Source organism: Streptomyces graminilatus (assembly GCF_001418565.1).
In the GTDB taxonomy this organism is placed as follows: Bacteria; Actinomycetota; Actinomycetes; order Streptomycetales; family Streptomycetaceae; genus Streptomyces; species Streptomyces graminilatus.
Window position 1 is genome coordinate 1 of record NZ_LIQQ01000062.1, and the last position, 21,104, is coordinate 21,104.

Below are 21,104 nucleotides of genomic sequence, written 5' to 3' on the forward strand. Positions count from 1 at the left end.
CTCAGACACCAGGACCGCGCGCCGAGCCCGTCGGCGACCTCCCACGGGTCGGGCGGGTCGGGCAGCCCGCGGGCCGCGATCTGGGCGGCGGCCCAGCCGGGCTCCGTGCGCAGACCGTACGCGAAGGCCCCCGGTACGTCGCCGAGCGCGGCCCCGGCCGCGTCCAGCAGCCGGCGTACGAGCAGGCCGGACCGGGGGTCGCACAGGTGGCGGGACAGCGCCCGCACGCCTCGGCGGTGGCGCCTGAAGGCGCGCAGCGGCTCGCCGAACGCCCGCCCGGTCAGGGCGAGCTCACGGGCGACACCCCGCCTGAACCGCCGCCAGCCGCCGGACCTGCGCACGACATGCCGCAGCAGCAGGAACAGCAGCAGGAGTACGGCGACGGCGACGAGCAGCACCGTCACCAGCGAGGAGTCGGGCCTGCCCAGCGAGATCGGGTGGCCCTGGGGCGGGACGGGCGTCATGCGGCCACCAGCGCGTCCTCGGGGTGGCGGCGGCGCAGCTCCCGTATCGCGTGATGAGCGCGCGACTTGACCGTGCCCGGCGGTATGGACAGGACGTGCGCGGCGTCCGGGCCGGTCCAGCCCAGCACGTAGACGTAGAAGAGCACTTCGCGGTGCGGCAGGGACAGGCCGGAGAGGGCGTGTACGAGGAAGCGGCGGTTCACCGCCTGGCCGATCGGGTCGACGACGGGCTCGGCGTGCGACTCCAGCAGCTCCTGGTGGCACTCGGGGCGGGCCTGCTCGCGTCGGGTCCAGTCCACCACCAGGTTGTGTGCCACCCGGATCAACCAGGCCCGGCACGGCAGCCAGTCCGGCGGCTCCTCCGCGCTGCTCAGCCAGGCGCGCAGCAGGGTCTCCTGGACGAAGTCCTCGGCACGCTGCCGGTCGCCGCGCAGCAGGCCGGAGACGTAGCGCAGCAACGGCCCGTGGTGCTGTTCGTAGAGCTCGCGGAAGGAGCTTTCGCAGGCGGGAGAGGCCCCGCCGGGTCTGTGGGAGCTACCGACGTCGTCGTGGCAGGTCGTGGACGTTGTCATGTGATGCCTCCCCCAGAACCGGGATCTGTTTCGTGGGCCGGTCCGGTCGGGACGCCGCGTGGACGCGGTGAGTAGCTGGGCGGGAGGAACGCGGGCGCCGGGCCGGCACCGCATCCATAAGCGGAATATGTGGTTCCTGTTTGGCGGTGAGTCTATGAGAGTCGGCTCGACCGTCAAGCGTCCGTCAGGTGCCTTTGGGTGAACTTGGGGTTCGGTACGAGAACCCGAACAGAACCGAACAGAACTCGACCGGGACGCGACCAGGGCGAACTGGGATTTCGTCCCATTCGCCCTGGTGCGTCTCGCTAGTTGGGCATCAGGAGGGGATGCCTCCGGCGATCTGCCCGTCCAGGTCCTTCACGGACTGGCCGATCTGCTGGAACTGCTTGGCGAACTCGGTGATGTTGTTCACCGCCTGGGTCACCGAGGTGTTGAAGTTGGTGTAGGACTCGCGCAGCTTGGGGCTGGTCTGCGCCAGCACCAGACCGTCGCCGAGCAGCGCCTCGACCTCCCGCTGAAGGTCCGACAGCTGTGGGACCAGTGTGGAGCTGACGGCGTTGTTGAGCTTGGCGGCCGTGGCGTTGATCGCCTCTTCGTCGACTGTGGTGCGGGGCATCGGGGCCTCTTTCCGTTGCGGTGTGGCCCGCGGACGCGGACCTTGGGACCCTGCGGGCGCCGGGAGGGGGAGAGGGGGGCGCCCGCAGGGAGTTCAGGGGAGGGCCGGTGGCTGTCCGGCCTTCGGCCGGGAGATCAGCGCCAGTTCTCGCCGATCATTCCCAGCGGGGGTTCGTCGCCGTAGCGCTGGTGCTGGGTGATGGAGTCGCTCAGGTACCAGTCGCCGTACCGGTTCTTCTGCCAGATCTCCTGGATCGCGCCCTTGTCGTCGGCGACATAGCGGTTCAGGTCCGTGGTGACGATGTGCAGCCCGGAGCCGCCCGGGGTCGTGTAGTCGGTACGCGTGTTGCCGTCGGCGAGGGTGGTCGTCTTACCTGGCGAGAATGTTGCGTCGGCCGGCTTCCCGCCCGCGTCGACCAGGGGCTTGTCGACGGTCAGGTAGGCGGGCGGCTTCTCCAGGGTCTTCTGGGGGTCCTCCTGGCCCGCCTCCGTGGCCTGGTACGAGTCCCTGTCCATGTTCAGGGTCCAGTCACCGTCGGGCGCTTTGGTCCAGACCTGCAGGGTCTCGCCGTGCTCGTCGGTGACGTACCGCCGCATGAACCCCTTACCGTAGAACTCGGGGTTCGCGTCCTCGTAGATCTTGGTGACGGTGCCGTCGGAGCGCCGGGTGGTCGTCACGGAGTCGCCGTCGCCGTTCAGCGCGCGATGCGTCTCGGTGTACGTGAGCCCGTTCTTGTTGGTGATCGTGGTCGTCGTCTCGACCGGGTTGCCGTCCTTGTCGACCTCGATCTGGCCATCGGCGTCCAGCTTGTACTCGACCTTCGTGTGGCCGTTCTCGTCGTCCCGCTCGTAGGTGGTGGGTACGGAGGGCGGCGGGGTCTCGGCCGGGCCGTCGGGACCGAGTTCGCGGTTCATGTGCAGGGGGTTGGGTTCGCCGCTCTCCGGTGTCCAGGCGGGCTTCTTCGCCAGCTCCTCCTGCTGCTCGGCGTAGCTCTCCTGCAGGGTCTCGGCCCGCTGCCGCAGCGGTTCCTCGTCCTTGTCGAGCTGCTTCTGCGCGTCCTCGGACGAGGCCTGGTCCTTCCACAGATCCTGCTGGTCCTTGTCCAGCTTGTCCCATTCGGGAGTGAAGGCGCCCTGTTCCCCGAGCAGGGCGTCCCGCTTCCGGTTCAGGTCGCCCTGTTCCTTCCCCTGCTTGCCCTCCAGGGCGTTCTGCTCGGTGTCCTGTTCCCGCCAGAGGTCCTGCTGCTTGCGCCGCAGCTCCTCCGCCTGCTTGCCGGAAGGGTCCTGCTCCCCGGTGAGCGCGGCCTCTTCCCTGTTCAGGGCATCCTGCTTCGCGGTGAAAGCCGCCGTCAGTTCCTCGCGCTCGGCCTTCTGCCGCTCCCACAGCTCCCGCTGCCGCCGGTCGATGTCCTGCGACCGCTGCCGCAAGGGCTCCTGCTGCCGCTGGAGATCCTCCTGCCGCTTGTCGAGGTCCGACTGGCGCTTCGCCTGGGAGTCCTGCTCCTTCTCCAGGGCCGCCCGCTTCTTCTGCGACTCCTGCTGCTGCCGCTCCAGGAGGAGTCGCCCGGGATGGTGGCCGCGCTCCAGGTTCGCGGCCTCGGCCTTTTTGTACATGGCGTCCTGCCGCTGCTTGTAGGCGTCGTTCTCCGCCTTGATGTTCTGCCGCTGGTAGGTCGCCGCCATCGTCGCGGCGTTGGCCGCGGTCGCCGCGTCGGAGTCGTAGAACGCCTTGCCGATCTCGTCGAGGAGGTTGCCGAGGTCGGTCATGACCTGCCAGGCCTCACGGAACGACTTCTGCCAGGCGTCGTAGAAGTTCGTCAGTTCCTCGGCCGTTTCCCGGCGGGGCCCGATGTCACCGGCGGCGAAATCGCGATCCGTCTGCGAGGAGACGTCCAATTCATCGCGGAGATGCCAGATCTGGCGGGCGAGGACGTACATCAGGTCGTAGTCGATCGAAATGCGGGCCACGTCTCGCGTCCTTTCGTCCAGTGCTAGGGCCGAGGAGACACACAAGCGGGGGCGTCGTGTCCGCCCTGTAGACGTAGGGACGGACCCGAAAGGTTCAAACGAATTTCCGCCCGGCACCCTACTGACCAGCAGGTATGTGGTTTCCGTCACTTCATTGAACTGCTGATCCCTTTCAACACGTCACCAAGGAGTCATCCGCGCGCGAAGCGGCCCGCCCCTCTCGTTCTGGACACCTTGGAGGACCCTGTGGCCAGCCCTGGCGACTGGAATCAAGTGGGATACGACGGAAATCCTGTCGCCGGGAACCCCGATGTCATCGACAGCGTCACCCGGGAGTGCCGCGGGCTACGGGACCTGGCCGGTGATGTCGACGCCGGGCTCGAAAACCTGCTGCGCACCGCGTCGGACGGCGGCTTCGAAGGGGAGACGGCGGACGCCCTGCGCAAGTACGTGAAGCAGGCACTCAAGACCTTCGCGGCGAACGTCAACCGCTCCTTCGACATGGTGGCCTCGGCCACGGCCAGATACGCGAACGCCCTGAGGGAGGCCCAGGGCAGGGCCGAGAGCGCCGCGCGACGAGGCGGCGCGGTGGCGATCCCCCCGGCAGGCCTCGTCGGGAAGAACGCTCCGCCTCCCGCGGAGCTCACCGCCGCGAGGAACGACGTCGAGGCCGAGGTCGACTTCATCAACGGCGAGGCCAAGATCCTGGAGGACGCCCTGCGGACGGCGTCCGATCTGGTGTACTCGCCCCTCACGCCGCCGAAGAAGAGCTTCAAGGAGAGGTTCGTCGAGGGGCTCTGGAAGGCGCTGGAGATCCTCACGCTCGTGGTCGGGATCGTGGCGGTCATCGTCGGCGGCCCGCTGGGGCTGCTGGCGTTCGGCATGGGCGCGGTCCTCTTCTTCAAATCGCTGGCGGACTACGCCCAGGGCAGGACGAGTGCCGTCGCCCTCGGCCTTGCCTTCCTCGGCATCCTCTTCCCCTCCACCAAGGGCCTCACCTCGGTCGCCGGACTGATGCGCCTGTTCAAGTCCGGCGCCAGTCTCGGCCTGCGGGGCGCCGGCCGGGCCCTGTCCGCGGGAGGCCGGATCATGCTGCGGGCCGGCCGGCTGCTGATGGCGCCCCGGACGCTGGCCGCGATGACCGGCCAGGGCCTGCTGAGGCTGTCCCAGGCCGGCGGTCGCATGCTCGCCACCGGCATGTCCCGGCTGCCCGGCCTGCTCGCCGGCACGCCCCGGGCCTTCTCGAGCGCGATGCGGATGGCCGGCGGCTTCGCCAGGGGCGCGGTGCGGTGGGGCCGGTTCGCGGTGCGCCGCGACTTCTTCATGGCCACCGCGTTCGTCGGCGGCGGCATGGGCCGACGGCTGGGCGTCTACGCGATCACCAACCTGGGCCGGGCCTTCGACCTCGCGCTGTCGGCGCTCCTGCCGCTTCGCTACTCGGAGCTCGCCCGGTTCGGCTTCAAAGGGGCCTTTCGCATGGGCGTCCTCGAACGCGGTCTGCTCAGGAGCCCCCCGGCCGGCGCTGCCCTCGTCAGGGGCGCGGGCTCCGCCGCCGGCGACCTGGCCGCGACGACCGGCCGAAGGCTGCTCACCCCCGAAGCCACGAGGCCGCTCCAGGAACCCGGCAAGCTGGTCAGGCCCGGAACCCCGGCCTGGGACGACGCGCTCGACGAGCTGACCGAGTTCATGCCCCCGCCGACCGCGCTGCCGCGCTCGACGAGCGCCAGTTCACCGCTCCGCGTTCCCGGGATGCCCTCGGGCCGGTTCTCCAGCGCCTTCGACGACCTCGTGGAGCCGGCCGCCTTCAGCGACCTGGACGCTCTCGGCTCCCGCTTCGGCCCCCTGCTGCGCGACGGAGGCATCGACGTGGCCGACCTGGGCGCCGGTGGGCTGCTGCCCCGGCAGTTCCGCGACGCCCTCGACACGCTGGACGACCTCGACGAGCTGGGTGCGACCGGCACCGGACCCCGGTCACTCCTGCTGGAGCGGCCGCAGAGCGCGGTCACCCAGCTGCGGGACCTGGACGCCTTCGGGGGCCTGGACCGCACCGGGGCCGGCCTGCTGAAGCCCATGGACGAGCTGGCGGAGCTGGCGCCCCTCAGTATCGACGGCAAGTTCGGCGGCCTGACCACCACTCAGCTCGGCAAGGTCCTCGACGGTGAGATCGACCTCGTGGACATCACCAAGGACGGGGTGACCCTGCGCATCGGCACGACCGACCCGGTGAACGTCCATGTGGGGCTCAAGGACGAGATGACGATCCGCGTCCTCGGCCCCGACGAGTCGGGCACGGGCCCGCTGGAGGGGAAGTTCACCGGACCGGACTCACCGACGCGCAGCGGATTCAAGCTCGACGAGCTGGCCCGGCTGCTCCCGGACAGCCCCGGCGACCTGGGCCACGCACGGGAGTTGCTGGGGATGGGGCCGCTGAAGACCGACGTCGTCACCAACCCGGTCACCGCGCGGACCGGGTTCCCCCCGCTCACTCTGCGCGAGATCATCACCGGCGGTGCCGTCGGCAAGACCGGCACCGACCGCTTCCAGGCCTGGGTCAGGGCGCAGAACGCCGCCGTCGACCTCGACACGGCCGGCCAGAAGCTCTCCCAGGTCGCCGACCTGCCAGACGTACCGCCGCTGCACCGTGCCGAGGCCGAACTGGACCTGAGCGCGGCCGAGGTGAAGTTCCATCAGGCGCGGTTCGAGTTCGACCGGCTCGGCAGGAACCTGAACACCGTCCGCCAGGACATCACGGTGATGATGGCCCGCCTGGACGGGCCGGCGGCGCACCTGCCCACCGGTGAACTGCGGCTGCTGGACGACCTGGCGCGGCCCACTGAGCGGTGGATCACCATGGAGCCCGGGGAGCAGCTCACCTACGTACTCAGGACGGATGCCGGGATCGTCCCGGACGTCAGGGTGGCGATGGCCGACGGCCACTTCACCGTCACCACCCCCGAAGGCATCGTCACCAGGTACGGCCCGGACGGCGCGCCTGTGGGCGTCGACGTCCCGGCGCACGCCGTGCCGCAGGTCCACTGGCTGGTACGGCAGGACATGGACTTCGCGGCGTCGAACCTCAAATCCGGTATGAAGACCCAATTGACCGTGGACGGTCTCGTCCCGGCCAGAGCAGACGGCACCATCACACCTCTCCAGGCCGTTTCCACGACCAATGCCAAGGCGTTCAAGGAGAACAGTCCTTTCACCGCGTTCTCCCCGCCGGGCAACATCGCCAGGAATTACGGGGGCCAGGAGATCGGGCTGGATCTGGTCTCCCTCAGTAAAGACATCAACAGTGGTGTCGAAGATGTGAAGAATCTGCGGATCATTTCTCACACCGACCTGCAGCAGGAGATTCTGACCGAGATCCGGATCAGGGTCGGGGACCCGCAGTTGGATGTCCCGGGGGCGTTCAGCCATACGACCACCAACAAGGAGATCCAGGATTTCCTCATCCGGAACGGCGTCACCAAGGGAATAGCCACCAAGGTGACTCCGGACATCAAGGCGCTGCTCCAGGTACGGCGTGACCGCACCTGGCTGGTGCAAGGGGTCATTCCGAAGCAGTATCTGACCGGCCCCTACCCGACCGTCGACTCCCTGAAGTTCGTACCGTCCGCGCCTCAGACGCCTTTCGCGGCGCCCGGGAGTGTGCTGGAGAGCGCGGGCCGGGCCTCCGGCTCCGGACTCCCGCCCGCCGAGAAACTCGAACTGGGGCCCAGGCCCGACGACTTCTACATGTCCCAGGTCGACCTCGAGGAGCTGCGGGGCGTCAAGCTCGTCCGGCAGGACGACTTCCACCACCTCGACGTCGACATCAAGGGGCTGCGCAAGTCGCACTTCGACACCGACCTCGGCATGGTCCCGGCCAATCCGGAGGGCGCCACCACGGCCTTCCAGCATGTGGCGGGCGCCGAGAACCTGGTTCGGAAGAGCAACAGCCCGTTCACGTCCTTCGCCGTCGCGGGCGGGCACAAGGCGTACGGCGACATCGAGTTCAGCCTCGACGCGTACAAGCTGGGGACGGACATCAAGTCCGGACTGCTGCCGAACGTGGGGATCCTGCCGGCCCACGACCTGCGGAAAATCATCGGCGACCAGATCGACTGGACGATGGGGAGGCATCTCGACGTCCACTCCGCGCTCACCGCCGACAGCAGCCGGAAGGACGTCCTGAACTTCCTCAAGGCCAACGACGTCAACACCGGCGTCCAGGGCGGCAAGGACCTGACCGGCAAGCTCGCCTCGGATGTCCGTGTGCTGCTCAACACCACCCGTGATCAGGAATGGCTGATCAAGGGCATCGTTCCCAAGAGCTATCTGGAGGGTCCGTACACGAGGACGGCAGCGGCCTCCGGTACCGGTGACGCGCTGCCGGCGGGCCCGCTCCGGGATCTCGACGAGGCCGCCGGCAGCCTCCGCCTGGCGGACACGGTCAAGACGGACTTCACGGACAAGGCCCTGCTCGCCGACACCCTGCCGGGGCTGAACCGCTTCGACGCACCGCGGCCCATGAGCGAGCTGCGTCTGATGGACCCGGGGCAGACCGTCGTCCGCGTGGAGTGGCACAGCGCACCGCGTCCCGGAGGCGGCGCCACGCTCACCGACACGCTGGGGGACGTACGCCTGCAGTACACCGCCGGCCGTGCCCTGGAGTTCGTCGACATGCGGGTCCCGGGCCGGGACGTGTTCCTGCGCTTCGACGCGGTTCCCGAGATGGGCTCGCTGCCCCGGGCCGTCGGCCTGGACGGGGTGCCGCCGGCCGTTGCCGGTGTGGTGGTCGACCCGGTCCGGGGCGCGCTCGGCGTGGTCACCGGTGTGAAGGTGGGGACGCCGGACGGGGCCTGGACCGCCCGGTTCGACCTCGACGGCACCCGACTCTCCGAGGAACTGCGGCTCTCCGGCCACGTCGGCGATGCGCTGACCGACGCGCGGCTGATCACGACGGTCACCCGAGGGCGGGGCGGTGACATGGTGCCGACCCTCCGGGTGGCCGTGCCGGGGCTGGGCGACGGCGCCTTCTCCGTCGTACGGCTGCCGGGCGGTGACGCGGCCGGGCGGCTGCCCGCCGGGGGCTTCGCGGTGACCGACCTGGCGAACGGCGACCGGTTCGTCTTCGACCGCGCGGGCAGGTTCGTGGACCTCCCCGCGGACGCCCCACCAGTACGGCTTGACACCGCCGGGACGACCCTGCCGGACTCGAACGTCGGCCCGCTGACCGCCCTCGACGACTTCGGTGGCCCGCTGTCCGAGCGGTTCCCACTGCGCTCCGTCCCCGAGCACACTCTCCTGGACGGCGCCGCGACCCACCCGCCGCGCATCGAGCTGCCCCATGCCGACGCGCCGACCGTCGCCCGTCCGGCGGACATCGCGCCGCCCACCGACCTGCCCCTCACCCCCCTGACCCGGTTCCACGACGTGCCGCTGTCCGGCGTGGGCGACCTGGCCGGGCTGGAGTTCCGGATCGGCGGCGAGACCGCCGACGGCGTGCCCGGTACGTTCCGGCTGGACGTCACGCGGGCCGCCCCGACACCCCACGGGGCGGGGCCGCAGGCCCGGTTCACCGTGGAGCGCCTGGACAGCGGCGCGTTCCGCGTCACCGACCCGGCCGGTACCACCCGGTGGGAGTTCGACGCCGGCGGCACCTTCCTCGCCCGTGAGACGGCGATCGTCGACCACGATCTGGGGCTGCCGTACGACCTGTGGTTCAGGACCACGGCCACGACCACGACAGACGGCGTGACTTCCAGGATCGTCGGGCTGGCCGGTCCGCGCGGCGCCACCGATTCGTTCCCGCTCACCGCGATCGACCGATCGCTTCAGGACCGTCTGCCGGGCGGCTTCACCCTGACCGACAGCATCACGGGCAGCCGCTTCCACTACGACGCCGACCTGGGCCTGACCTTCCGCGACGTCCCGGACCGCGACGGCTCCGGATTCCTGCGCTTCACGAAGGGCGCACCCGACGTCCCGTCCGTCCGCCTCGACGACCTGGGCGGTTCATCGGGCCCGCACGACCTCGCCCAGATCTTCGAGCGCACCCTGGACGAGGCATCCGGCGGCACGCGCCCGCTGTCCGATCCACCTCTCGGCGCCGATCTCCGCCTGCCCGGCCTGGACGAATCCACCGCCCTGCGGCTGTCCGACGCCGTGGCGCGGCACGGTGACCAGTGGCTCACCCGGCTGAGCCCGGACGACGTACCCGACCTCGACCTGAGGGCGGTATGGCGAGCATTGGACGACCATTGGACGGGGCTCCTGGAACGGGCTCCCGGGATCCGGCTGTCCGGCGCGGACGACCTCGCGGACTTCGAGATACGGATGCTGCGCGTGCCGTCCACCGACACGGCGCCGGGTTCGTTCCGCCTCGAACTCCTCGACCGCGCCCCGGCGGCGGACGGAACGGTCCGGGGCGCGGACTTCACGGTCGAAGAGCTCCCCGGCGGCAGGTTCGCCGTCACCGACCCGACCGGGAACGCGGCGTGGACCTTTGCCGGGGACGGTTCCTTCCTGGGCCGCGAGACCCTGCTCACCGGGGAGGGGCTCCCCTCCGGCCTGCGGCTGTCCGCGACCTTCAACGAGGTGCACCGGGTCATGCAGGTCGATCTGCTCGGTCCCGCCAGTTCCGTCAGGTCGCTGCGGATCACCGCCGCGGAGGGCACGCTCGCCGAGCGGCTGCCGGGCGGCTTCACCCTCACCGACACGATCACCGGCAGCCGCTTCCACTTCGACCGCAGCGGGGCCCTCGTCCTCCGCGACCTTCCGGCCCGTGACGGCTCGGGCTTCCTGCGTTTCACGGAGGGCGCGCGCAACGCCCGGCCGACCCGGCTGGTCGACCCGCTGTCCGAGCGTTTCCCGCTCCACTCGATCCCGGAGGAAGACCTCCTGGACGACGGGCTCACCGACATCTCGGAACTCTTCGAGCGCACCCTCGACGAGGCATCGGGCGACATCCGGGCCCTGCCCGAGAACACGGCACCCGTGGACCTGTCGTCCATCTCCGGAGCCATGGAGTTCCTGCGTGTCGCACCCGACCCCCACGCCCTGCACAACCTGGACCTCCCGCAGGTGCGTCAGCTCGCGGGCGACGCCGCCGACTCGCTGAACAGGTTCCCCGGGCTGCGGCCCGAACTCCTCCACGACCAGTTGCGGGAGATGACCGCGCAGGCCCATCTGGGGATCCGGCAGGGCGCGGCCACCGCCCTGCGGGAGTACCAGAACCTTCCCCTGGCGACTCGCCTGGAGGACCTCCAGGGCGGCGGCAGCCGCGTCCTGGGCGACTTCGCTGTCACGCCGACCCCGCACGGTGGCCCGGGTGGCAGCCGCTTCACCGTCACGCACACACCGACGGACCTGACCGCAGGCTTCGGCCCGAATCGCGAGCTGCTCCACCAGGAAGTGTTCCTCAGGGGCGGCCCCGCCGAGCTCGACGGGACCAGGCTCGGGCTCACCGGCCGTGCGGCCGAGGGCGGTTGGGCCCCCGACTCCTTCCGGTTCGCGGGCCCACACACGGCCGACGAAGCGTTCACCCTCATGCGTCTCGACCCGAACCTCCCGTCCGAGGTGCGTGGCGGCTTCACCGTCACCGACGCCGCCGGTACGACGAAGTGGCACTACGGCCCCGAAGGCACGCTCGCCCTGAGAGACGTCCAACTCGTCGGCGACCGGGGTGTGTTCCGGTTCGAGGCGGGCGCTCCCGACGGGGTGCCCCGGGTCCTCGACACATCGGGCCATGCGTCTTCGACCCTGCGCGCGGAGCGGCTCGACGACGGCCGTATCGCGCTGATCCACACCGGGCCGGGCACGCAGCCGCTGGAGCGGACCGTCTTCGACGCGAGCGGCGGCAAGCTGCTGGAGGAGACCGTCGCCATCCGCGGCAAGGGCGGCAAGCCCTCAGGCTCGTACTGGACCATCGACCACCTGGCCGGCAAGGGTGTCCGCGTCAACGGCGACCACACCCCCCTCACCGGCCGCTTCGACACCTTCAAGCTGGAGACGTCCCCCACCGGACAGTTCAAGCTGACCGGCAAGGACCCCGGCAAGGTCACCCTGTTCGAGCACGAGGTCCTCAACAACGGCAACACCCTGCACATCGCCCGGGACCGCTTCGGCCACGCCCGCTGGACCGAGTTCGACAGCACGGGCACCCGGGTCCGGTCCGGCGAGCGCATCGGGGACCCGGACCAGCGGACGTACCACGACGTGCCGGACGGCTCCTGGCGCCTGCTCGACACCTCCCACGTGCGCACGTACCACAAGGCCGTCGACGGCGGCCTCGTGCGCGCCGAGAAGGGCGCCGACAGCCACTGGACCTGGCAGCGCTTCGACAAGAACGGCGTGGAGGCGCTTTCCGGCACCCGGCACTGGAGCGCGAACCACGTCGCCTTCAAGGACACTTTCCTCGACCCCGCCACGGGCCTGGAGACGGTGGCCCAACGGCGTGGCCAGACCTGGCCGTTCGACGGACTGCACGGCTCCCGGATGTACCAGGAGCATTCCCTGCTGCCCGGCCACGCCCCGGCCGGAGCCCGGGTCGACCCCGACACGTATGTCGGTCAGAGTGCGGTGAACGCGCAGATCGAGAGCCTGGAGACGGCGGCGGACGGCGGCAGCCTGCTCGTCAAGCGGTTCGCCGACATGCGTCCGCCCGCCTTCATGTGGAAGGGCGCGGCGGGCCGCGACCCGTTCGACGGCTTCTTCCGCGACCTGTTCGGCGGCGACTCCATGAACCGCGTGAGTCACTGGACCCAGACCGCCGCCGACGGCACCACGGTGACCGGCGTCCGGCTCAACCCGACGGGCAGCAACTGGGTCGACGTCGACCAGTTCGGCCGCGTCGTGCGGGAGAGCCGCAAGCTCGACGACGGCAGCGTCATCGAGATCGGGCGCAGCGCCGACGACCCCACACGCTGGGCGCGGCTTCCCGAGTACCGCAAGGACGCCCCGTACGAACTGCACTGGCGGAACACGAAAACCGGCGAGACCGGCGCGCGGCACGCCGACGGCCTCGGACAGTGGTGGGACGTCTTCACCGACAACGAGGGCGTCGAACGCGTCCGGCTGCGCAGTGAGGGCGCCGGAACACGCGAATACCTCTTCGAGGCACCGACCTTGCAAGACCTCACCCGCCACGACCGCGCGGGCATCTGGGTCGACAGGAACTCGATGCAGCACATCACCGGCCGACGCGACCGCGTGGGCGACGTGTTCGTCGAGTCGTCCGGCAGCCCTTACCGCACCACCTGGACCTGGAAGGCGTACGACTCCGCCGACCCGGCCACCGTGCTCGACGAGGGCATCCGCAGGCAGAACCGCGGCTCGCTGTACTCACGCACCTGGGACGACTCGTTCGTCGACCTCGACCGGCTCGGCAACGTGGTGCGGGAGCGCCACGCCACCGATGTCGGTGCCTCCTGGGTAGACGCCGTGAGGCAACCCGACGGCACCTACACGTGGACGAAGACCGCCGCCGACGGCACGGTCCACTCCGAAGGCATCCGGGTGTACGACGATGTCGCGAAGGGTCGCTGGCGGGACCTCATCGACGACCAGGTGGTGCGGAGCAGGAACGGCGGCCGGGTCCGCGAGTACGCGTACGAGATCGTCACCCCGCAGCCGCCCGCGGCACCCGCGGTCGAAGTCACCCCCGGGACGACCCTGCGCGATCTGCTCGACCGGTCCGCGCGCCACTTCGAGACACCCGGCACGGTCCGGGTGGACCGGGAGGCCTGGAAGGAGTACGACCTCGGCAAGGTCTTCCGCGAGCGCGTCAAGGTGGACGGTGAGACCGTCAGATACCGCGAGGTCGACAAGCAGTGGGGCCAGTGGCGGGAGTACCAGAACGGCCACCTGGTCGAGCAGCGCGTCTTCGACGGGCGGGTGTACAGGACCGACGCCTTCGGCGGGCTGAGCATGTCGGGCCCGGCCGCCGTCCCGCACTACCTCGCCGGGGTCCTGCCCAGGGTCGGCGGCGACGTCGGCCTGCCCGGCGACCGTGCCTGGCGGCTCATCGGCCGGGAGTACGACCATCGCGGCGCCGGCATCGAGGCCATGGGCTATCTGCGAGAGGTCCAGGACCCGTGGCACGGTCTGTTCCAGGGGGTCAGGAACGGCGAGTCCGTCGAGATGCCCATGTGGCAGCGCGAGCTCCGCAGCTTCCTGACCTCGTTCAGCACCGGCTTCGTCACCGACTTCACCGCGGGCCTGCTGATCACCGAGCTGACCAACAAGGGCGACATCAAGCCGGAGGACGTCTACAAGGCGCTGCTCTCCGGCACGGTCGGCGGCACCTTCAGCGGTGGGCTCAACAACCTGTACAACCACACCCGGCTCGGATATCTCAAGACCAGCGTGGGCAACCGTGACTGGGCCGCACACCCCAAGCAATCGTTGACCGGCATCTCGGACGACTGGGCCACCGACTGGGCCGTCTTCGGAAAGCCCGCCCGCTGGCGCGGCGCCGCCTACGCCAACACCGTGGGACTCGCGACCGGCGCGCTCAGTGGCTTCGTCAGCAACGCCATCAGCGCGGCGGTGTTCGGGGTCAACGGCAACCAGGTCCAGGGTGTGGACGCGCTGCGGGCCGGCGCGTGGGGTGCCGCGGGCTCGCTGTTCGGCGGGGTGAGCACAGGTCTGGCGCGCAACGCCTGGCACCTGGCCACCGGCGCCCGGGTCTTCTACCGGGGCGGCCTCGGTGAACTGGGCATGAACTGGGCCGAGTCCGCGCTGTCCCGGTACCTCGCCTACCAGATCGCGCAGGCGGACAGCCGGCACGGGAGCAACCTGCCGTCCGCCGGCCGGGCGTTCCCGAAGCAGGTCAAGCCCGCGCCGACACCACCCCCACCGGCCCTGCAGCCGCCCCCGGCCGATCAACCCGACGCACTCACCGAGGGTTTGGAGCTCCCGTGACCGCCACCGCCACCCCCACCGTGCACCGGGTCGCCCCCAAGGGCCGCGGCGCCCACCGCAGCGTCACCGCCGCTCTGCGCGCCGCCGCCGACGGCGACGAGATCCGCATCGCTCCCGGCGACTACGTCGAGGCGCTGGTCCTGGACCGTGCGGTGAGCCTGCTGCCGAAGGAAGGGCCGGACCTCGCCGTACGGCTCCTGGCGGCGGACCCCGGCCGTCCGGTCCTGGACGTCACCGCCCCCGGTGTCCGCGTCGACGGGCTCGCATTGACCGGCCAGGACCCGGCGCTGCCCGCCGTACTGGTGACGGCCGGCGCTCTGGAACTGGACGGCTGCGAGATCTCCGGCGGCCGGGTCGAGGCGGCCGGCGGCGCGTCGCTGACCCTGCGCGACTGCCGGGTCTCCGGTGCCGCCCTGGCCGGGGTGCACGCGAACACCACCGGCCGGACCGAGCTGACCGACACGCTGGTGGAGGACATCGACGGCACCGGAGTCGTCCTTGGCTCCGCCACGGCGGCGCACATCCTGGGGCTGACGGTCCGGGAGGTCACCGGCTCCGGGGTCCGCGTACGGGGCAGGGCCTCGGCCGTGCTCCGCGACTGCCTGATCACCCGACCCGGCCGCAGCGGGCTGCTGACCGAGGACGAGGCGTCCGTGGCCGTACTGGACTGCCGGCTGGAGGAGACCGGCGCCGAAGGCGTACGGGTCCTGGGAAGTTCCCGTCGGCCCGAGGGGAACCCGGAGCGTCCCGAGGCCGCCGAGGGCGGTGTGGTGTTCGCCGACTGCCAGGTGCTGCACACCGGTACGGACGCGGTCGCCGTCTCCGGCACCGGGGACGTCCTGCTCCTCACCACCCGGATACGGGGCGGCTCCGGGCCCGGCGTGAGCGCCGACGACGACAGCACGGCCGTACTGGTCGACTGCCAGGTGGACCGGCCGCGCGGCTCGTGCCTGGTGGCCCGGGGCAACGCACGGCTGTCCGCCGAGGGCACGTCGGTGCGCGGCAGCGAGGCCAACGGTCTGCTGGCGGGCGGCCGTTCGCAGGTGAGCCTGGCATCGAGCGACGTCACGGACTGCGGATTCAGCGCGGTGCACGCCTGCGACGACTCCCGGCTGTCGCTGACCGCCTGCCGTATCGGCGCCACCCCCGAGCACGGCGTCCGGGCCACCGACCGGGCCGAACTCACCGTCGAGGGGGTGCGGATCAGCGACTGCGGACAGTCGGGCCTGCAGATCGACTCGGCGGCGGCCGCCCGCGTGCGCGGACTGTCCGTACTGCGCGGCCGCACCGGCATCAACGTGGAGTCCACCGGCACGGTCGTCCTGGAGGAGTGCGACGTCACGGAGGCCGAACGCGCCGGCATCACCTGCGCAGCCGCCACCTCGGCCGTACTGCGGGACTGCCGGATCAGCGGCTCCGGCACCGCGGGCCTGGTGATCGGGGAGCGAGCGACCCCCAGCATCGAGGACTGCACGGTGCGCGACGCGACCGGCTCCGGACTGGTCCTCGGCTCCTTCGCCGAACCGCGCGTCAAGGCCCTCACCGTGGCCCGCACCGGCAAGAACAGCTTGTTCGTCGGCGAGAAGGCGCGCGGCACCTTCGAGGACTGCGTCTTCGCCGGCGCCGGAAACAACGGGGAGGCGTTCCCGGCCGTTCACATGGCGGCCGGCAGCGCGCCCGTGCTGCGCGGCTGTGTGGTGCGGGACGCGGAGGAGGACGTCGCCGCGGAGAAGGGAGCCCGCCCGGTGTTCGACGACTGCGTCTCACGCAACGTGACCCACCCCGCCCTGCCCACCGGCCGCGCCGAGGCGCTCGCGTCCGCCGAGGGCGGCGACACGGCCGGGGCGACCGGGGCCCGGGAGACCGACGCCCCCTCCGAGGACACCTTGGAGGACCTGCTCGCCGAACTCGACGGGCTGGCGGGCCTGGACCGCGTCAAGAACGACGTGTCGTCCCTGGTGAAGCTGATGCAGACGGTGCGCCGCCGCGAGGAGATGGGCCTCGCCGCACCCCCGCTCAGCCGCCACCTGGTCTTCACCGGCAACCCGGGCACCGGCAAGACCACCATCGCCCGCCTCTACGGCCGTATCCTCGCCGCCGTCGGCCTCCTCGACCGCGGCCATCTGGTCGAGGCGGACCGCTCCGCCCTGGTCGGTGAGTACGTCGGCCACACCGGACCGAAGACCACGCGCGTCTTCGAACAGGCCCGGGGCGGCGTCCTCTTCATCGACGAGGCGTACACCCTCAGCCAGTACGCCGGCACCAACGACTTCGGGCAGGAGGCCATCGCCACCCTGCTGAAGCTGATGGAGGACCACCGCGACGACGTGGTGGTGATCGTCGCCGGATACCCACGGGAGATGGAGGTCTTCGTGCGCTCCAACCCCGGCCTGGCCTCCCGCTTCAACCGCACACTGCTCTTCGAGGACTACGGCTCCGCCGAACTGGTCAGCATCGTGGACCACCAGGCGGCGCAGCACCAGTACGAGCTCACGCCGCCCGCCCGTGAGGCCCTGACCGCCCACTTCGACACGCTGCCCCGGGAACGCGGATTCGGCAACGGCCGCGCGGCCCGCCAACTGTTCCAGACGATGACAGAGCGTCAGGCCTACCGCGTCGCCGAACTGCCCGACGCCTCCGAATCCGACCTGATGACCCTGACTCCGGACGACCTGCCGTAGGCGCGGTGCTGCCTCCCCACACCGTTCACCTCACTCCACTCGACTGCACTCCTCTCCACCCCTCTCCACCCCTCTCTAAGGACCCGATCCATGCCGCAGACTCCCGCTCGCCCCGGCCGCTCGGACGGAGAGTTCGCCGATCTGTTCGCCCGGAAGGCCCGTACACCGCTCCGGGGTTTCCTGCCCGGCCGCCGGGTCTGGAACGCGGTCGGCGGCTCCGCGGCCGCGGTCCTGGTGATCGCCGGGTCCGCCTCGGCGGTCTCCGCCATCGACTGGAGCACGGGCGACTCCGACAAGGTGACCACCGCGGTCGGCGAGAAGGTCCCCAAGGAGAAGACTCCCGCCAACGGCGCCGAGAAGCCGACGGTGGACCCGAACCAGAAGGCGGTGGACAGCACGAACACAAAGAAGAACCCCGAGATCGTCTACGTGCCCGTGCAAGGCGGGTCCGGAGCGGGCGGCGCCGCGGACGCTCCGGGGTCCACTCAGAGGTCCGACCCGGCGGACACCTCGGGAGGCGGCAGCGGCAGCCAGGCGGCAGCGACCTCCAGTGCTCCGTCGGCCACGCCGACCGGGTACCTGTGGTCGGACGGCGGCGTGGACGCGGACACCAACGACTACTGGGACCAGAGCACCGTCACCGTCAAGTCCACCAAGCCCCTCACCTCGCTCAAGGTGGTCGTGAAGATCATCCAGACCGGCGGTGTGTCGAGCACCGGGACATGGAGCTCCCTCGGGGACAGGATCTCGGTGGCCACGGGAGGGGACAGCGGTGAGCTGGACTACGTGGTGACGCTGAAGTCCGGAAACACGCTGGGCCCCGGCACCTACGCGTTCAAGTTCCAGTACAACCACAAGCAGGGCAGGCGTGACGCGGGCGGCGACCGCTACAACGTCACCGCCACGTCGACCGGTTCGGTCACCGAGTACCACAAGGGCGCTTTCTGAGCCGAAGGCCGTAGCCGGCCCGCCCGGAACTTCACAGGTGAGGCCCGTTTCGGGTGTCGCGTGTTGAAGCGCGGCAAGGATCTTGCGCACGCCGCGCAGGGCAGGGCAGGGCATTCAGGTTCGCTTCCGCTACTACGCCAAGTTCCTGGCCGACACTCGGAGCCATGCCAACCGGTTGACCGAGGAGTCCATGCGGCGGTGGGCTGCGCCGATGGGCGACACGGATAGCTCCTGAGCTGGACTGGCCCGGAAATGCCCCGGAACTGTTGGTCGGAACTGGGATGCGGGTGGGAGATATCGGGAGAAAGAGCACGTTTCTGCTCGCCGCCTGGTTGTGATTCCCGAAGGGCGTACGACGGGTATTTTCCCAGGTCGGGCGCCCTTCCTTATGTCCTTGGTACTCCACCGGTAGATCGTGATCATGCTGGTGCTGCAGCCTGGCGGTGGTAGTGGCTTGCTTGGGATCGGGCCTGGTGGCGGCGCCGCCAGTGAGACCAGCGGAGCCGATGGGCCGTGCCGTGGATCTGCTGGGCGGTACGTGCGATGAACAGGCGTGTGGTCTCGTTGCAGGTGAGTGGGATCAGGTTGTCCGCGCGGAACTTGCCTGCCTGAGTGGTGATTTCGTGGTTGCAGGCCACCGCTAGGACGTAGCCGGTGCCGCGTTCCTCCAGCGGCACGCAGTTTCGGGTTGCCGCCGTAGACCTCGTGGCCGGCCACCCAGCGGGCGTGGTGGCCGGTGTCAAGGAACCGGGCGATCACGCGGGCGGTCAGTTCGGGCTTGGTCGCGAACGCGGTGTCCGGGCCGGGTCCGGCCGCCTGGCGGCGGTCGGGCTGGTCGGTCCACGAGCGCGGGATGTACAGCTCCCGGTCCAACGCAGCGTGGCCCGGCTGACCTGTGTAAACCAGGTAGACGGCGACTTGGGGGTTCTCGATTCTGCCCGCGGTGCCGGTGTACTGGCGTTGGACACCGACGGTGCCGGTGCCCTTCTTCAGGTCGCCGGTCTCGTCGACAACGAGCACCGCATGGTCGTCATGAAGGTGTTCGACCACGTAGTCGCGTAGGTCGTCGCGACGATGTCGGCGTCCTATTTGGCGCGGTTCAGCAGGTGCTGCATGCCATCTGGGGGCGCGTACCCAGCCCACTCGGCGATGGTGCAGCAGTTCTTGCGGGGCAGGTCCGAGAGCAGGCCGAGCACCAACCGTCGTATCCGGCGGCGGGGTTCGACCCGGGCGATCCGGTCCATCAGGCCCTCGAATGCGTCCTGCCAGCGGGCAGGGTCTACGCTGTGACCTGCGGCCATGGCGTGATCGTTTGTCTTCACACACCGATGATCAATGGTGGCCGCACCTGTGTCTGCACCGGCCCCGCCAGCGTGATCAGGATCCACCGCTGGAGTATCAGTCCAGAAAGATTCCGGCGAGGCGTGGCAGGCGGCGGCGGATCTCATCGCCGTCGGCGACGTCCCACCGAGTTCCGGCCGGCTTGGTCATGGCGCTGAGCGGGCCTGCTTCCGGGGAAGCCTCCAGCGCCTCGTTGAGCCCGTCCGGTTCACCGGTGAGACGTTGGTAGGCCCGGTGGGCCACCTGGTTGAAGTCCTCGTTCCCGATGAGCACGTCCCCGCCGTCCCGCACCGCCGGATGGTCAGCGAGAGAGTCCGGATCCGCGAGCGCGCGCTCGTACCAGTACCGGCCGAGCGAGATATGGCCGTCGCGGAAGTCCGTAAGCCCGTCGTCGGACCACCAGCCTTCGATGAGGAACGCCGCCGCCCACAGGTCGTACCGGTAGGCATGGTCACGCAACTGCCACTGCCGCAGGGAGAACTGGACGATCTCGGCAGGCGTAGGTGCCAATGAGATCGCGGTCAGCGACAGTCCCGTCCACACGAATCGCATCGCGGGGCGAGCGCTCCAACGGCACGCGATGAGGGCCTCTGACCGAGGTCACGCGGGGCCGTGCTGACCTGCTGAAATGCGCTGAGTCGAAGGCCCGCCGCCGCGCGCGTACGGTGGGACATGAGGCCGGAAGGGTACGCCGGTGCAGGCACTGCCGGCAGCCGCTGCGGCGACCGCACGCGGTCCGGTGGTCTGCTCCCACACAGGAGGGAGAGGCAATGCCCGAGTACAAGGTCGGCACACAGGAGAAGTTCGAGGCAGCTCGACAGGAACTGCTCGCGGAGGAGAAGGCACTCACCCGACGCGGCGACGAACTCGCGCGCAAGCGGCGGGAGCTTCCGTGGGTGCCGGTCGAGAAGGACTACGGCTTCGAGACCGAGGACGGGACGAAGTCGCTTGCGGGCCTCTTCGACGGGCGCTCCCAACTGCTCGTCTACCACTTCATGTTCGGGCCGCCGTACGAGGCCGGATGCCCGGTCTGCTCCTCGATTGCGGACACCCTCGACCCCCAGGTGATCCACCTCAAGGCCCGCGACGTGACGCTGATCTGCTCCTCGCGGGCGCCGCTCGACAAGCTCCTCGCCTACCGGGAACGGATGGGCTGGAGCTTCGACTGGGTCTCCACCGTCGGCAGCGACTTCCACCGCGACCTCGGCTTCCTGCACAGCGAGGAGGAGCTGAGGCCGTTCCTCGCAGGCGAGATCCCGCCGACCGTGAGCCAGATGGCCGAGGCGACGGGCACGGACGTGCTCGGGTACGTGACGGAGGGGCCTGGGCTGAGCGTCTACGCGCTCTCGGACGGCACCGTCTATCGGACGTATGTCACCACCGCGCGCGGCCTTGAGCCTGCTATGGCCTACTACGGTCTCCTCGACCGGACGCCGATGGGCCGCCACGAGGAGGGCGAGGAGACGCACTGGCTGCGCCGGCACGACGAGTACGGGAAGGCCTGAGCCGTCGGCGCATCGGCTGGGCCCGAAGGGTGCCGTATCCGTGACGTGGGCATCTGCCAGTTCCCTGCCCGTGGGTCGCGTGCCTGGCAGGTACATCGCCAC

The 21,104-nt window shown here is 70.2% G+C and carries 8 protein-coding genes and 2 pseudogenes; 4 read left to right on the forward strand and 6 right to left on the reverse strand.

Features of this window, described 5'->3' with window-relative positions; genetic code table 11:
• From AOK08_RS06850 to AOK08_RS06865, 4 genes and pseudogenes are all read right to left on the reverse strand, one after another.
• Positions 1-464: pseudogene (locus tag AOK08_RS06850) on the reverse strand (hypothetical protein); the annotation flags it as partial.
• Positions 461-1,036: a sigma-70 family RNA polymerase sigma factor gene (locus AOK08_RS06855; RefSeq protein WP_055524547.1), complete on the reverse strand. Its 576-nt coding sequence runs from the start codon at positions 1,034-1,036 to the stop codon at positions 461-463. The gene AOK08_RS06855 and the pseudogene AOK08_RS06850, both read right to left, overlap by 4 nt.
• Before the next feature lie 316 nt (positions 1,037-1,352).
• Positions 1,353-1,652, reverse strand: coding sequence for a hypothetical protein (locus AOK08_RS06860; protein ID WP_055524548.1), 300 nt, complete (start codon positions 1,650-1,652; stop codon positions 1,353-1,355).
• Between the two features lie 134 nt (positions 1,653-1,786).
• Positions 1,787-3,619 (reverse strand): coiled-coil domain-containing protein, encoded by a 1,833-nt coding sequence (locus tag AOK08_RS06865; RefSeq protein ID WP_055524549.1) that lies wholly within the window; start codon positions 3,617-3,619, stop codon positions 1,787-1,789.
• Positions 3,620-3,892: 273 nt separating this feature from the next.
• On the opposite strand from AOK08_RS06865, the gene AOK08_RS06870 reads away from it, so the two are divergent.
• The 3 genes from AOK08_RS06870 (at position 3,893) to AOK08_RS06880 (ending at position 18,156) form a co-directional block, all read left to right on the forward strand.
• Positions 3,893-14,527: an RHS repeat domain-containing protein gene (locus AOK08_RS06870; RefSeq protein ID WP_055524550.1), complete on the forward strand. Its 10,635-nt coding sequence runs from the start codon at positions 3,893-3,895 to the stop codon at positions 14,525-14,527.
• Entirely contained in the window at positions 14,524-17,208 is a 2,685-nt protein-coding gene (locus AOK08_RS06875; RefSeq protein ID WP_055524551.1) for a right-handed parallel beta-helix repeat-containing protein, read from the forward strand. The genes AOK08_RS06870 and AOK08_RS06875 overlap by 4 nt, the downstream gene beginning before the upstream one ends.
• A gap of 90 nt (positions 17,209-17,298) precedes the next feature.
• Positions 17,299-18,156, forward strand: coding sequence for a hypothetical protein (locus AOK08_RS06880; protein ID WP_055524552.1), 858 nt, complete (start codon positions 17,299-17,301; stop codon positions 18,154-18,156).
• A 419-nt stretch (positions 18,157-18,575) separates the two neighbouring features.
• Here AOK08_RS06880 and AOK08_RS06885 read toward each other — a convergent pair.
• Positions 18,576-19,457: pseudogene (locus tag AOK08_RS06885) on the reverse strand (IS701 family transposase).
• A 97-nt stretch (positions 19,458-19,554) separates the two neighbouring features.
• A complete protein-coding gene (locus AOK08_RS06890) occupies positions 19,555-20,049 on the reverse strand; it encodes a DUF4240 domain-containing protein (protein WP_055524553.1) in 495 nt (164 codons plus the stop codon).
• A 218-nt stretch (positions 20,050-20,267) separates the two neighbouring features.
• Between AOK08_RS06890 and AOK08_RS06895 the strand changes: the two genes are divergently transcribed.
• On the forward strand, positions 20,268-21,002 hold the full coding sequence (locus tag AOK08_RS06895; RefSeq protein WP_055524554.1) for a DUF899 domain-containing protein: 735 nt from the start codon (positions 20,268-20,270) through the stop codon (positions 21,000-21,002).
• Positions 21,003-21,104 lie beyond the last annotated feature (102 nt).